Below are 14,407 nucleotides of genomic sequence, written 5' to 3'. Positions count from 1 at the left end.
TTCCTTTCGCCGTTACGGAACAGGTTCAACGCTTCTGCCGAACGATCTGCTCCTGCTCGACCTCGTCAGAGGAGGCGGTGGCTGTGTCTTCGCTGCCGGCCTTCGATCCGCCGTGGTCAGAGCTGGCGAAGTTGCGCGAGAATTCGTCGAGCACGTTCTTCAGCTCTGCAGTGGTGTCGTCATCGAGCTTGAGGGTCTCACGGATAGTCGTGAAGATGCCCGTCTTGCGTTCGATGTGGTCATGCAGCTCGGACTCGAAACGCAGCACGTCCTCAACTGGAATCTCGTCGAGGTAGCCGTTGGTGCCGGCGAAGATCGAAACGGTCTGCTTCTCGAACGGCATCGGCGTGTACTGACCCTGCTTCAGCAGCTCGGTCAGTCGTGCGCCACGAGCCAGATCGCGCTTCGTCGCATCGTCGAGGTCGGATGCGAACATCGCGAATGCCTCGAGTGAGCGGTACTGAGCCAGCGAGATCTTCAGCGTGCCCGAGACTCCCTTGAGAGCCTTCGTCTGAGCGGCACCACCGACTCGCGACACGGACACACCCACGTCGACAGCGGGGCGCTGACCGGCGTTGAAGAGATCCGACTGCAGGAAGATCTGTCCGTCGGTGATCGAGATGACGTTGGTCGGAATGAAGGCACCGACATCGTTCGCCTTGGTCTCGATGATGGGCAGACCGGTCATCGATCCGCCGCCGAGCTCATCGGAGAGCTTTGCGCAGCGCTCGAGGAGACGCGAGTGCAGGTAGAAGACGTCACCCGGGTAGGCTTCACGGCCCGGCGGGCGGCGCAGCAGCAGTGAAACGGCGCGGTAGGCCTCGGCCTGCTTCGACAGGTCGTCGAACACGATGAGGACGTGCTTGCCGTCGTACATCCAGTGCTGACCGATGGCCGAACCCGAGTAGGGAGCCAGGTACTTGTAGCCGGCGGGGTCGGAAGCAGGTGAGGACACGATGGTCGTGTACTCCAGGGCACCGGCCTCTTCGAGCGAGCGGCGGACACCGGCGATGGTCGAACCCTTCTGGCCGACGGCGACGTAGATGCAGCGGACCTGCTTCTTCGGGTCGCCGGTCTCCCAGTTCGCCTTCTGGTTGATGATCGTGTCGATCGCCAGAGCGGTCTTACCGGTCTTGCGGTCACCGATGACCAGCTGACGCTGACCACGGCCGACGGGGATCATCGCGTCGATGCTCTTGTAACCGGTCTGAAGGGGCTCGCGCACCTCCTGGCGGTCCATCACACCGGCGGCCTGGAGTTCGAGCTCACGACGGCCGACGGTCTCGATGTCGCCGAGACCATCCACGGGACGACCCAGCGGATCGACGACGCGACCGAGGTAGCCGTCGCCGACGGGGATGGAGAGGACCTCACCGGTGCGGTAGACGTTCTGCTCCTCGGCGATTCCGGAGAACTCACCGAGGATGACGACGCCGATCTCGCGCTCGTCGAGGTTCTGTGCCAGGCCCAGGGTTCCGTCTTCGAACCGCAGGAGCTCATTGGCCATGGTGCCGGGCAGACCCGAGACGTGGGCGATTCCGTCACCAGCGGTGACGACCTTGCCGACCTCGGCCTTTTCCGAGCTCTCGGGGTTGTACGAGTCAACGAACTTCCCGAGAGCGTCCCGGATCTCTTCCGGGCGAATTGTCAGTTCCGCCATCTGGTTTCCCTGCTTCCTTTTCTCAAATCTTGCGTCCGACGACCGGTGGGCCGCCTATGCCGGAGAAGCCGGCCACTAGTGTCAACCTGCGAGCTTGCGCTGCACATCGGCCAGTCGATCGGCCACGGTCGAGTTCATCATCTCGTCGCCGACCTGAACCCGGACTCCCCCGATGACCTCGGGATCGACCTGGACATTGAGGACGAGTTCGCGACCATAGCTGGCCGACAGTGCTGCCTGCAGCCGTTCGGTCTGGGACTCGCTCAGCGGCTTGGCCACGGTGACGTCTGCAACCGAGCGCTGCTGCCGGGCTGCGAGGATGTCGCTGTACTGGTCAAGAGCCTTCGCCACGCGGAGTCCGCGCGGGTGCAGTGCGGCCTGCTCGACCAATCGGATGGTGTCAGGCTGAGCCTTGCCCGACAGCAGGTCTGAGACGAGAACACGTTTGCTCTCGGCGTCGGCCTGCGAATCGAGTGCCCGGGACAGCTCGTGGTTGGATTCCAGCAGACGCGCGAAGCGGAAGATCTCCTCTTCGACCTGGCCGAGCTGACCGCTGCTCTGAGCGGCCGCGGCGATCGCCGTGACACCGGCGACCTCCAGGCTGGTGACCAGGTCCTGGGTCCGGGCCCAGCGACGGCCGACGGCCTCGTCGCTGATCCGCAGGACCGCGTCCGTGGTCCGAGTCGAGAACAGAGTCCGCAGCAGCTGCTGCTTCCTCTCGGCCGATTCGGACGAATCCGCCAGGGCCTTGCGCAGTGCGAGGTTCTCAGCGAGAACTCCGACCACAGCCAGAGTGCCTTCGCCGATCTCTCGCGGGTCTCCCCCGGAGATCTCGGAGTTCGCGGTCTCCAGGACGGCCTGCAGGGACAATCTGCTCGACTGGAGCATCACGCCCCCTTGACCGGCTGGCCGGAGGATTCGGACTCGAGATCGGAGATGAAGCGATCGACCACGTTCGCTGAACGCTGGTCATCGGCGAGGGATTCGCCGACGATGCGCGAAGCCAGGTCCGTGGCCAGCGAACCGACCTCCGAACGAAGCTGCACCATGGCGGCCTGGCGTTCGGCGTCGATCTGGTTCTGAGCCGATGCGATGATGCGGTCAGCCTCGGAGTGAGCCTGCGCCTTCATATCGGCGATGATCTGAGCGCCTTCTTCCTGAGCCTCGGCGCGCAGTCGTGCAGCCTCTGCACGACCGTCGGCGAGCTGCTTCTGATATTCGGCCAGAGCCTGATCGGCTTCGGCTTGCACCTTCTCGGCTTTCTCAATGCCACCCTGGATGCGCTCGGCGCGCTCGTCCAGAGTCTTATTGAAAGCCGGGAGGACGTACTTCCAAACGACCAGGAAGACGATCAGCAGGCAAACGGCACTCCAGATGATGTCGTACAGCGCGGGGAGAAGCGGGTTCTCCGCGGACGCCACGATGGTTACTGGAGTCATCTTTCAGTCCTCTTCGCGATCAGGGCAGGAAGAACGGGGTGGCGATACCGATGAGGGCCAGGGCCTCGATCAGTGCGATACCGAGGAACATGTTTCCGCGCAGGGCGCCTGCCATCTCGGGCTGACGAGCGGTTCCTTCGATGGTCTTTCCGATGACGATACCGACGCCGATACCGGGGCCGATGGCGGCGAGGCCGTATCCGACAGTGCTGATGCTACCGGTGACTTCAGCGAGCATATCCATAGGATGCTTTTCCTTTCATAATGAAGCCGGGTGGTTGGCCCGACCGTGCAACTCGTGAGTTACGGATCTGGGTGCGGTCTCAGTGTTCGTCAGAGATCGCGGCATTGATGTAGACACAGGACAGAAGAGCGAAGATGTAGGCCTGCAGCACGACGATGAGCATCTCGAGGATGAACACGAAGAAGCCGCCGGCGAAGGTGACGATGCCGAAGAACTGGAATCCGTTCGAGGCGTCGAAGAGGAAGAAGCTCGTTGCGGAGAAGCAGAGGACGAGCAGGAGGTGGCCCACCATCATGTTGGCGAAGAGTCGGATCGCCAGCGTGAACGGCTGGGTGACGAACTTCGTGATGAACTCGATCGGGATGAGCAGGATGTGCATCGCCGGCGGCACACCGGGCAGGATGAGCGAATCCTTGAGGTAGCGGCCGAGGCCTTTCTCGGCGATGCCGGCCCAGTGATAGGTCACGTACACGACGAGCGTGAGGACGATCGGCATGCCGATGACGCCGGTGCCCGGCATGTTGAGGAACGGAATGAGCTTCGTGACGTTCCAGAAGAGGATGCCGAAGAAGATCGCCACGATGAGCGGCATGAACTTCTTTGCCTTGTCTTTGCCCATCGTGTCCTCGGCGATGCCGACGGTCACGAACTCCATGGCGAGCTCCATGCTCGACTGGAAGCGGCTCGGGATGAGCTTCATGCGCTTGGCCCAGACGGCCAGCAGGATGACGACGGCGACGGTGGCGATGATGCGGATGAGCATCACGCGGTTCATTTCGAACGGGGTGCCCTCGAAGAGGAACGAGGCTGGAAAGAACTCAGCCATCGAAGGAGCGTGGAAGCCGCCTTCAGCAGCAATGTCTGTTGTATTCGCGGCGTTGAGTGTTCCCACGTTTTTACTACTCTCCCATGGTCAAGGGCCCTGATGGCCTGGCCTGGCCCCGCTCTGAAGGCGAGGCATGAGGTTCAGGAGCGACAAAGGGCGAATATCCGCCCTGGCACCGGGTCTACTCTACCAACTGTAGAGAGTCGCCGACAAATTCATCAGGCTTGTCTGTGCAATTTATGTCAATGATTTTATACGACACGTCATTCGAGTCGGAACGTGCCCTGTGCATCAGCCCGGCAGGACTGAGACGCGTGCGTCAATGAGTCATTTCGCCTCCGGGTCGACATAGGGAACCCGTCCCTTGACGACGGTCAGCGCTTCGACCAGCGAGGAGCCGATGACGGCGATCACGATCGTGAAGAAGGCGACCGTCCCGTCAAGCCATGTCGCATCCTTGATCCGCCAGATGACGATCATGAAGATGAACGCCTTGAACAGGAAGCCCATACCGAGGAATCCGGCGATTGCCGTCAGCCCCATATTGCGTCCGAAGTACATGATGACCAAGGTGACGATGATGAACACCGCGGCCAGTCCCCCGCCGACGGCGCCCCCAACGAGTCCGGGGGTGCCCGAGACGAGCCATCCGATGCCCATGCCGAGGACGGCCACGACGATGACGAGGATGACGCCGCGGATGAGCAGCGTCCTCCAGACCCGGGTCCAGGCGGCTTCGACTTCGGTTTCGGGACGGGACGGATCAGTCACGAGATTTCCTCTCTGGCTTTCTGGCGCATTCGCAGGGGGTAGAAGGTGAAGATCAGAGTCACGGCGGCGAGTCCGCCGATGACGCAGCCGACGAACACCCACCCGCGGAAGAGCAGCAGCACGGATCCGAAGGCGATGAGCGCCGTCCAGGTGTAGAGGATGAGGACCGCGCGGGCGTGTGAGTGCCCGAGGCGCAGCATCCGGTGGTGGAGGTGTTTGGCATCCGCGGAGAACGGCGACTGCCCGGCCCGCAGACGGCGGACGACAGCCAGGCCGAGATCGAGCAGCGGCAGGAACATCACTGCGACGGGCAGGATGATCGGCATGAAGGTCGCAAAGGCACGCTCCTGCCCGATGAGGGCAGGGTCGACCTGGCCGGTGACTCTGATCGTCGAGGCCGCCAGAAGCAGTCCGATGAGCATCGACCCGGAGTCGCCCATGAAGATGCGGGCAGGGTTGAAGTTGTGCGGCAGGAAGCCGAGGCAGGCGCCGACGAGGATCGCAATGATGAGTGAGGCGAGGTTCGCGTATGACTCGGGGGAGGCATCGCGAGCCAGCCAGTACGAGTAGATGAAGAAGGCGCTGCCGCCGATGGCGACGACACCGGCGGCCAGCCCGTCGAGCCCGTCGACGAAGTTCACTGCGTTGATGGTGACGAGGACCACGAGCACGGTGATGATGATGGACATACGGGGAGAGCCGATGATGACGCCGCCGAAGGGGATGGACAGCAGTGCGACGCCCTTGATGGCCATGAAGCCGGCTGCCAGTGCCTGCCCCGCCAACTTCGCCATCCAGTGCAGATCCCAGATGTCGTCGATGACTCCGAGCAGGCAGAGCAGAGCAGCGGCTCCGGCGACGCCCATGATGGGCCCCATGTCGACGAAGATCCGCTGCAGGAACGGCATCTGGGATGCGAACACGAGCCCGGCGGCCAGCCCGCCGAACATCGCGACTCCGCCCAACCTCGGGGTGGGCACCGAATGCACGTCCCTGGCACGCAGGGGTGAGAAGATCCGTCCTCGTTCGGCGACCCGCTTGACCATCGGCGTCAGCAGGTACGCCACGAGGGCGGAGACCAGGAGGATGAAGAGGTAGGCGCGCACTCAGCCGTCCAGGTCGATGAGGTCGGGGACGATCTCGCGCAGTTCCTCTGCATCGATCGGTCCGCGTCGGACGATGCGCGGGACGTCGCCGCTGAGGTCGACGATGGTCGAGGACATCCCCGACTCCCGCGCTCCCCCATCGACGTAGATGTCGACGTCGTCGCCGAGCATCTCCTGAGCCTCATCGGCGTTCGTCGCTGCGGGCCGTCCGGAGATGTTCGCACTCGAGACCGCAAGCGGCCCGGTGCGGCCCAACAGCGCCAGAGCGTATTCGTCATCAGGCATCCGCACCGCCACGGTTCCGTGTGTGTCACCGAGGTCCCAGTCCAATGAGGGCTGGGCACTGGCGATGATCGTCAGCGGCCCGGGCCAGAACCGAGAGGTGAGCGCCAGCAGCGTTTCGTCGACGCCGTCGACGAGGCCGAAGACCGTCTCCGAACGAGGAACGAGCACCGGCGGGGGCATGTTCCGTCCGCGGCCCTTCGCCGCAAGCAGTGCCGCGACGGCCGAAGCGCTGAACGCGTCCGCGGCGATCCCGTAGACGGTGTCGGTGGGAATGACGAGAAGGTTGCCTGTGTCGACGACGCGGGCGCACTCGTCGAAGACGAGGTCGCGGATGTCGGCTTGGGTGACGTCGAATCGTCTCGACACAAGTTCTCCGTTTCGAATCTCTTGGGCTGCGGGTCGGGCGGCGCTGAGCGGTCGCCGCATGCTCACCGAAATCTACTGCTGTGCTCGGCGTGCCGCCGTGAAGCGGTCGCGTCCAGTGTAGTCCTGGTACGTGACGGCATCGTTCAGGCTGGCCGTCTCGGCGATCAGTTCGCGCACCCCGGCACCTTGCTCTTCGCTGTGTTCCATGAGGAAGAGTCCCCCGACTCGCAGCAGCTCCGTTGCCTGGTCGATGATGAGCGCAGGCACTTCCAGGCCGGTGTCGCCCCCGTAGAGAGCGGCGGAGGGGTCGTGCTCTGCGACCTCGGGATCGCGGGGAATCGCCGCGTTCGGAACATAGGGAGGATTTGTCACCACGATATCGGCAAGTCCGCGCAGCTCCGGTCGTTCACGGGCGAAGGTCGTGGCGTCGCCGCGGATGAATTCGATGCTCGAATCGCCGAGGCGGCGCTGCTCGAGGTTCATCCGTGCCCATTCGAGGGCATCGGCCTCGCGTTCGACGCCGAGCACGTCGACTCCGTCGTATTCGGTCGCCACGGACAGGGTGATCGCACCTGATCCCGAGCACAGATCGATGACGAACGGTCGTCGGTCTCCGTGGTGGGCGGAGAGCTCGTCGAGCGCCGCTCCGGCGAGCAGTTCGGTCTCCGGTCGGGGCACGAACACTCCGGGTCCCACGCGCAGCTCGAGATGTCGGAAGTGGGCGATGCCGGTGAGATGTTGGAGCGGGATCCGCTGCCGTCGCTGTTCGCAGAGTCGGGCGAATTCCGCGGTCGTGTCTGCGGGCACATTCTCGTCGAAGAGCCGACGCCGGCTCAGGTTCGTCCGGTCGATGTGCCAGGCATGGGCGAGCAGTTCGGCGGCGTCCGCCTCGGGGGTGGGGACTCCCGCCTCGGCGAGCAGTCTGATGCCGCCGCGCAGGACGTCATTCACGGGCGCGGGTGTGACGGTGTTCAGCTCAGTCCCCCAGTGCGTCGAGCCGTGCGGCCTTGTCCGCTTCCCGGCAGGAGCCGATGACGGGGTCGAGGTCGCCGGCGAGCACGTGGTCGAGGTTGTAGGCCTTGTATCCCGTGCGGTGGTCGGTGATCCGATTCTCCGGAAAGTTATAGGTTCTGATCCGCTCGGACCGGTCGACTGTGCGGACCTGGGAGCGACGGATGTCGGCCGCTTCGGCGGCGGCTTCCTCGGCCTGTCTGGCCAGGATCCGGGCGCGGAGCATGCGCATGGCCGCGTCCTTGTTCTGCAGCTGAGACTTCTCGTTCTGGCAGCTGGCGGTGATGCCGGTTGGCAGGTGGGTGATGCGCACGGCCGAGTCGGTGGTGTTCACGGACTGCCCGCCCGGTCCCGATGACCGGTAGACGTCGATGCGCAGATCATGGTCATCGAGTTGGATCTCTTCGGGTTCATCGACTTCAGGGAAGACGAGCACTCCGGCGGCAGAGGTGTGGATGCGTCCTTGGGATTCGGTGACGGGCACACGCTGGACCCGGTGGACGCCGCCTTCGAATTTCACCCAGCCGTAGGCGCCTTCGTCTTTGGCCTTGACGGCCATGCTCACGTCTTTGTACCCGCCGAGGTCGGAGTGCGTGGCGTCGAGAATCTGGCTCGACCAGCCCCGTGAGTCGATCCACCGCTGGTACATGCGCAGCAGGTCGCCGGCGAACAGCGCGGATTCGTCGCCGCCCTCCCCTGCTTTGATCTCGATGATCGCATCGCGTGCGTCATCGGGGTCGCTGGGGACGAGCAGGTCCTTGAGCTCACCCTCGACGGACTCCATCTCCGCGGACAGGCGTGAGGCCTCCGCGGCGAAGTCGGCGTCGTCCTCGGCCAGTTCCACAGCGGCGGCATGGTCGGCCTCGAGCTGGGCGAAGCGGCGGGCGGCCGCGGCGACTCGTTCGAGCTCCGCGTACCGCCTGGTCAGCTTCTTGGCCCGGCCGGCATCAGCGTGCACTGCGGGGTCGGAGAGTTCCTCCTGCACCCGCGCATGCTCATCGAGCAGTGCGCTGACACTGGCCGTGAGGGTGTCGTCGGCCATCTCAGCTGTTGTCGGTCGAGGACTTCGGCAGGGGTGTCGTCTTCTGCACCTGCATGAGGAACTCGACGTTCGAACCGGTCTCCTTGAGCTTGGACATGAGCAGTTCGACTGCCTGCTGCTGTTCGAGTCCGGAGAGGAGTCGACGCAGCTGCCACATGACCTTCGTCTCTTCGTTGGTCATGAGCATCTCTTCGCGGCGCGTGCTCGAGGCGTTGACGTCGATGGCCGGGAAGATGCGCTTGTCGGCGAGCTGACGGCTCAGGCGCAGCTCCATGTTGCCGGTGCCCTTGAACTCTTCGAAGATCACTTCGTCCATCTTCGATCCGGTCTCGACGAGAGCGGTGGCGAGGATGGTCAGCGATCCGCCGCCTTCGATGTTGCGTGCGGCGCCGAAGAACTTCTTCGGCGGGTAGAGCGCGTTCGCATCGACACCGCCGGAGAGGATCCGGCCCGAGGCCGGCTGAGCGATGTTGTAGGCACGCCCCAGGCGGGTGATGTTGTCGAGGAGGACGACGACGTCGGAGCCCAACTCCACGAGGCGCTTGGCGCGTTCGATGGCGAGTTCGGCGATGGTCGTGTGATCGTCGGCGGGACGGTCGAAGGTCGAGGCGATGACCTCACCCTTGACCGCGCGCTGCATATCGGTGACTTCCTCGGGACGTTCGTCGACGAGGACGACCATGAGATGCGCTTCGGGGTTGTTCTCCGTGATCGCGTTCGCGATCTGCTGCATGATCGTGGTCTTGCCCGCCTTCGGAGGCGCGACGATGAGTCCGCGCTGGCCCTTGCCGATGGGGGTGATGAGGTCGATGAGTCGCGTCGAGTGCAGCTTCGAGGTGGTCTCGAGGCGCAGACGGTCCTGCGGGTAGAGCGGCGTCAGCTTCGAGAACTCGACGCGTGAACGAGCGTCATCAACGGTGAGCCCGTTGACGGAGTCGAGGCGAACGAGGGCATCGAACTTCTCGCGCTTGCTGCTTCGCTGTTCGTTCTCGCGCGGCTGGCGGATCGCACCGGCCACGGCATCGCCCTTGCGCAGACCGTTCTTGCGCACCATCGAGGCCGAGACGTAGACGTCGTTCGGACCGGGCAGGTAGCCCGAGGTGCGGAGGAAGGCGTAGTTGTCGTGGACGTCGAGGATGCCGCCGACGGGGATGAGCACATCATCGTGACGGATGTCAGGCTCGTCATTGCCGCGACCGCGACGCTTCCGGTCACGACCGCGTCCGCGACGGTTGCCGCGATCGTCATCGTCGTTGCTGTTCCGGTTGCGACGGTCGTTGTTGCCCCCGCGGTCGTTGTTGCCGCCCCGGTCGTTGCGATCGTTATTGCCGCCACGGTCGTTGCGGTCGTTGTTTCCGCCGCGGTCGTTGCGGTGTCCGCGGTCGTTGCTGCCGTTGCGGTCGTTGCCGCCACGGTCGCTGTTGCTGCGGTCATTGTTGCCGCCGCGGTCGTTGCTGCCACGATCATTGCTGCTGCGATCATCGTCGGACCGGTCGCTGTGACGGCCGCGACGATCGTTGTCGCGCTCCCCACGGTCACCGCCGCGGTCGTTGCGACCGCCGCGATCGGAGGAGCTGTCCGAGTCCTGATCCTGGCTGTCGTTCTGCGACTCGCTGCCGCGTGAACGGCCGCGGCTGCGACGGTTCCGCGAGCGATCCTGGTCATCGCCCTCCGACGACTGTCCGCCGGTCTGTTCGGCGGAATTGTCAGCCGAAGCAGGTGCCTCGGACTGCGCGGAGGTGTCGGACTTCGGCTCGACGATGAGCACCGGGGCATCCTCGGTGGACTGTGCGGCGGAAGCGGTCTGTGCCGCGGCACGACGCGAAGAGCGACGACCGGTCGACTCCTGCTTCTGCTCGTCTGCCTTGTCTGCGGTCTTCGCCGCCTTGCCGGCCGATTCCTCGGCGGCGGGCTTCTTTGCGGCTGCAGCGGGCTTCGTCTCCGAAGATCCGCCTGAATGGCTGTTGATGGCGTCGATCAGTTCGCTCTTGCGAAGACGACGGTAACCCTTGATTCCCAGGCCTGCTGCCATTTCCTGAAGCTGAGGCAACCGCAGCGCTGTGAGGCTGCCGGTGCGGGGTGTGGAATCCTGGTTGGTGGTTTCAGACACGAAGGTCTTTCTCCCTCTTTCGGCCGTGCGGCATGTGCCGTTTGCTCACGGCGACGGAAACACCATTGACGGTGCGTTGTGAAAGAAAACCTGCTAAAGAATGAGCAGGAGATGTTCCAGAATGTAAGACATCGGCGACGGACCCGTGAAGAACAGCGGGAAGCCGTGCACTGTCGGAACACTCACAGTCTACTTGTTCGCAGACGATCTTGCGAATCGTTTCCTCAATTTTCTCGACTGACCCGGTATCCGCCGAGGTCAATCGAGGTTCTCACGGCGGTGACCCCGGCCGGAACTGCGGAGTCGGGAACCTGTTCGGCGAGGACGAGCACCGTCGGGCCGGCACCGGACACCACTGTCGGCAGTCCCTGTGCGCGCAGGGAATCGACGAGCGACATGGATTCGGGGTAGGCGCTGCGACGGAACTCCTGATGGAGCTGATCGCGTGTGGCTTCGAACAGCACGGAGGCGTCGGTCCCCAGCCCGTGGACGAGCAGTCCCGCCCGGGCAGAGTTCTCAGCGGCGATCGCATGATCGATGGCCGCGGGGATGAGCCCGCGAGCGACGTCGGTATCCAGACGGACCTCGGGGATGAGCACCGTGACCGCCTCGAGGGTGCGCACGGGAACCTGCCAGGACATGACCGGTTGCGGCAGGGAGATCGTGAACCCGCCGAAGATCGCCGGAGCGGCGTTGTCGGGGTGCCCCTCGATCGCGGTGGCGAGTTCGAGGACCCGGTCACGGGAGAGTTCGGCACCGGTGAACGCGCGACCGACCTCGGCGGCCAGGCCGATCCCGGCGACGACGGCCGCGGCTGAGGATCCGAGTCCGCGCGAATGAGGGATCCGGTTGACGCAGTGCAGGCTCAGGCGTTCGGCGAGTCCCGCCTCGGCGTCGGGGAATTCCGCGGCGAGGACCTCGCCGATGATCCGCATGACCAGGTGCGTCCGGTCCCGGGGCAGCGCCTCGGCCCCCTCCCCCACGACCTCGACGCAGGAGGCCGGGTCGACCGGAGCATCGTGGACGGTCAGGGTGAGTGTGTCGACGATGTCCAGGGCCAGGCCGAAGGAATCGTAGCCTGGCCCCAGATTCGCCGAGGTGGCGGGGACCTCGAGTCGCAGACGCACGCTCAGCCGGCCTCGAGGCCGAGGGCGCGGGCGGCGCTGACGGCGTCGACGGAGACCTGACGGGTTTCGATCTCGGAGCCGTCAGCCGTATGCAGGGCCCAGGAAGGATCCTTCAGCCCGTGCCCGGTCACCGTCACAGCGATCGTCGCGTCGGCCGGCACCTTCCCTGCGTCGGCGGATTTCAGCAGCCCCGCCACCGAGGCGGCCGATCCGGGTTCGACGAAGATGCCCTCTTCGCTGGAGAGGAACTTGTGGGCCGCGAGGATCTCATCGTCGGTGACCGAGTCGATGAAGCCGCCGGAGTCGTCGCGCGCGGTGATCGCCTGGTTCCAGCTTGCGGGGTTGCCGATGCGGATCGCCGTGGCGATCGTATCGGGTTCGTCGACGGGATGGCCGAGCACGAGAGGTGCCGCTCCTGCGGCTTGGAATCCCCACATCTGCGGCAGCGACCGGGAGACTCCGAGCTCCCGGTATTCGCTGTAGCCCTTCCAGTATGCGGTGATGTTGCCGGCATTGCCGACCGGCAGGACGTGGATGTCGGGCGCATCGCCGAGGACGTCGACGACCTCGAACGCGGCCGTCTTCTGACCTTCGATGCGATCGGGATTGACCGAGTTGACGAGGTGGACCGGGTAGGACTCGGAGAGTTTGCGGCACAGCGTCAGACAGTCATCGAAGTTGCCGTCGACCTCGAGCAGGGTCGCCCCGTGGGCGATGGCTTGGCTCATCTTGCCCGGTGCGATCTTCCCGGTGGGCACGAGCACCGCGCAGGTCAGCCCGGCCTTCGTGGCATAGGCTGCCGCCGATGCCGAGGTGTTGCCGGTCGATGCGCAGATCACTGCCTTCGCCCCGTGGGCGACGGCCTTCGTGATCGCCATCGTCATCCCGCGGTCCTTGAAGGATGCCGTCGGGTTGAGCCCTTCGTACTTCACCCATACCGAAGCGCCGGTGCGGGCGCTGAGCTTCTCCGCCTTGATGAGCGGGGTGCCGCCTTCGCCGAGGGTCACCGCCGGTGTGTCCGGGGAGATGTCGAGGAGGCTGCGGTATTCCTCGACGACGCCCTGCCACTGGTGTCTGGGGTAGTTCATTGTCACTGTCCTTCTACGCGGATCACGGAGTTGACGGCATGGACGACGGGAAGATCGATGAGGCGATCGACCGTCTTCCGCAGCCTCGAGTCGGTGTTCGAATGGGTGGCGAGCACGAGCTTGGCATGCTGGACGCCCTGCTCGTCGATGTCGCCGATGGTCTGGCGCATGAGTTCGATCGATGCGCCCTCATCGGCGAACACCTCTGACACCGCGGCCAGGACACCCGGACGATCGACGACGTCGAGGGTGATGTGGTAGCGGGTGGTGATCGCCGAGATCGGCAGGATCGGGTAGTCGTCGTGGAAGGGACGTTCGTACTGTCCACGTCCTCCCAGCACCTTGCGGCGGGCCACCGACACGAGGTCCCCGAGCACCGCGGACGCGGTCGGGGCTCCCCCGGCTCCCTGCCCGTAGAACATCAGCTCACCGGCCGCTTCGGCTTCGATGAAGACCGCGTTGAAGGCGCCTCGGACGGAGGCCAGAGCGTGGCCTCGGTCGAGCAGCGCCGGGTAGACGCGGGCGGAGAGTCCGGCGCCGGCGGGCGAGGACGTCACACGTTCGCAGACGGCGAGGAGTTTGATGACGAAGCCCTGATCGCGGGCCGTCTCGACCATCTCCGCGGTGACGCCTGCGATGCCCTCGACGTGGACATCGTCGATCGACACGGGGGCGTGGAAGGCCAGCGACGAGAGGATCGCGGCCTTCGCGGCTGCGTCGTGACCGCCGATGTCGGCTGTCGGATCGGCTTCTGCGTAGCCGAGTTCCTGAGCTGTCTGCAGCGCACGGTCGAAGTCCCACCCCTCGGAGTCCATCTGGTCGAGGATGAAGTTCGTCGTGCCGTTGACGATGCCGATGATGCGTTCGATCCGGTCGCCGGCCAGCGAATCGCCGACGGGTCGGATGATCGGGATGGCTCCGGCCACTGCGGCCTCGTGTTCGAGGCGCACACCGGCGGAATCGGCCGCGGACATGAGCTCCCCGTAGCTGGCTGCCAGGAGTGCCTTGTTCGCGGTGACCACCGACGATCCCTGCCCCAGGGCCGTGGTGATGAGTGATTTCGCCGGCTCGATGCCGCCCATGAGCTCGACGACGATATCGGCCCCGGCGATGGCCGCCTCGGCGTCGGTCGTCAGCAGCTTCTCGTCGATGCCGGGCCGGGGCTTCGTCGCGTCGCGGACGACGATGGCGCTGAGCTCCAATGGGGCGCCGATGCGCTCGGCCAGACCGTCGGCCCGGTTCTGGATGCGGGCGGCGACTTCCGTGCCGACGACTCCGCATCCGAGCATGGCAACCTTGAGTGCCTGCATTTCCTCACCTTTTCCGCTGTTG

General features: G+C 64.9%; 14 protein-coding genes. All 14 read right to left on the bottom strand.

Annotation, left to right across the window (positions count from 1 at the left end; all coding sequences use genetic code 11):
* Positions 1-25: 25 nt before the first annotated feature.
* The 14 genes from atpA to L1F31_RS08305 all read right to left on the bottom strand — a co-directional run bounded on the left by atpA (position 26) and on the right by L1F31_RS08305 (position 14,385).
* Positions 26-1,660 carry a F0F1 ATP synthase subunit alpha gene (gene atpA / locus L1F31_RS08370; protein ID WP_265420186.1) on the bottom strand — a complete coding sequence of 545 codons (1,635 nt, stop codon included), beginning with the start codon at positions 1,658-1,660 and terminating at the stop codon, positions 26-28.
* Positions 1,661-1,741: 81 nt separating this feature from the next.
* Positions 1,742-2,548: a F0F1 ATP synthase subunit delta gene (locus L1F31_RS08365; protein WP_265420185.1), complete on the bottom strand. Its 807-nt coding sequence runs from the start codon at positions 2,546-2,548 to the stop codon at positions 1,742-1,744.
* Positions 2,548-3,099, bottom strand: a complete 552-nt coding sequence (locus L1F31_RS08360; protein ID WP_265420184.1) for a F0F1 ATP synthase subunit B — start codon at positions 3,097-3,099, stop codon at positions 2,548-2,550. Before L1F31_RS08360 ends, L1F31_RS08365 begins: the two co-directional genes overlap by 1 nt.
* Positions 3,100-3,118: 19 nt before the next feature.
* Positions 3,119-3,343, bottom strand: a complete 225-nt coding sequence (gene atpE, locus L1F31_RS08355) for a F0F1 ATP synthase subunit C (protein ID WP_265420183.1) — start codon at positions 3,341-3,343, stop codon at positions 3,119-3,121.
* 79 nt (positions 3,344-3,422) lie between these two features.
* Positions 3,423-4,169: a F0F1 ATP synthase subunit A gene (gene atpB, locus L1F31_RS08350; RefSeq protein ID WP_265420182.1), complete on the bottom strand. Its 747-nt coding sequence runs from the start codon at positions 4,167-4,169 to the stop codon at positions 3,423-3,425.
* Positions 4,170-4,496: 327 nt separating this feature from the next.
* Positions 4,497-4,940, bottom strand: a complete 444-nt coding sequence (locus L1F31_RS08345; protein ID WP_265420181.1) for a Cg1360 family ATP-synthase-associated protein — start codon at positions 4,938-4,940, stop codon at positions 4,497-4,499.
* Positions 4,937-6,046: an MraY family glycosyltransferase gene (locus tag L1F31_RS08340; RefSeq protein ID WP_265420180.1), complete on the bottom strand. Its 1,110-nt coding sequence runs from the start codon at positions 6,044-6,046 to the stop codon at positions 4,937-4,939. The genes L1F31_RS08345 and L1F31_RS08340 overlap by 4 nt, the downstream gene beginning before the upstream one ends.
* The gene (locus L1F31_RS08335; protein ID WP_265420179.1) at positions 6,047-6,697 is read right to left on the bottom strand and encodes an L-threonylcarbamoyladenylate synthase; all 651 of its coding nucleotides are present in this window, start codon (positions 6,695-6,697) and stop codon (positions 6,047-6,049) included.
* Positions 6,698-6,769: 72 nt separating this feature from the next.
* Entirely contained in the window at positions 6,770-7,648 is an 879-nt protein-coding gene (prmC, locus tag L1F31_RS08330) for a peptide chain release factor N(5)-glutamine methyltransferase (RefSeq protein WP_265420178.1), read from the bottom strand.
* 25 nt (positions 7,649-7,673) lie between these two features.
* A complete protein-coding gene (prfA, locus tag L1F31_RS08325; protein WP_265420177.1) occupies positions 7,674-8,750 on the bottom strand; it encodes a peptide chain release factor 1 in 1,077 nt (358 codons plus the stop codon).
* A 1-nt stretch (position 8,751) separates the two neighbouring features.
* Positions 8,752-10,860: a transcription termination factor Rho gene (rho, locus tag L1F31_RS08320; RefSeq protein WP_265420176.1), complete on the bottom strand. Its 2,109-nt coding sequence runs from the start codon at positions 10,858-10,860 to the stop codon at positions 8,752-8,754.
* A 224-nt stretch (positions 10,861-11,084) separates the two neighbouring features.
* Entirely contained in the window at positions 11,085-11,987 is a 903-nt protein-coding gene (thrB, locus tag L1F31_RS08315) for a homoserine kinase (protein WP_265420175.1), read from the bottom strand.
* A 2-nt stretch (positions 11,988-11,989) separates the two neighbouring features.
* On the bottom strand, positions 11,990-13,075 hold the full coding sequence (thrC, locus tag L1F31_RS08310) for a threonine synthase (RefSeq protein ID WP_265420174.1): 1,086 nt from the start codon (positions 13,073-13,075) through the stop codon (positions 11,990-11,992).
* A 2-nt stretch (positions 13,076-13,077) separates the two neighbouring features.
* Positions 13,078-14,385 carry a homoserine dehydrogenase gene (locus tag L1F31_RS08305; RefSeq protein ID WP_265420409.1) on the bottom strand — a complete coding sequence of 436 codons (1,308 nt, stop codon included), beginning with the start codon at positions 14,383-14,385 and terminating at the stop codon, positions 13,078-13,080.
* Positions 14,386-14,407 lie beyond the last annotated feature (22 nt).

The organism is Brevibacterium spongiae, assembly GCF_026168515.1.
In the GTDB taxonomy this organism is placed as follows: Bacteria; Actinomycetota; Actinomycetes; order Actinomycetales; family Brevibacteriaceae; genus Brevibacterium; species Brevibacterium spongiae.
The sequence above is the reverse complement of the archived record's forward strand: the minus strand, read 5'-3'. Positions and strand labels throughout refer to the sequence as shown.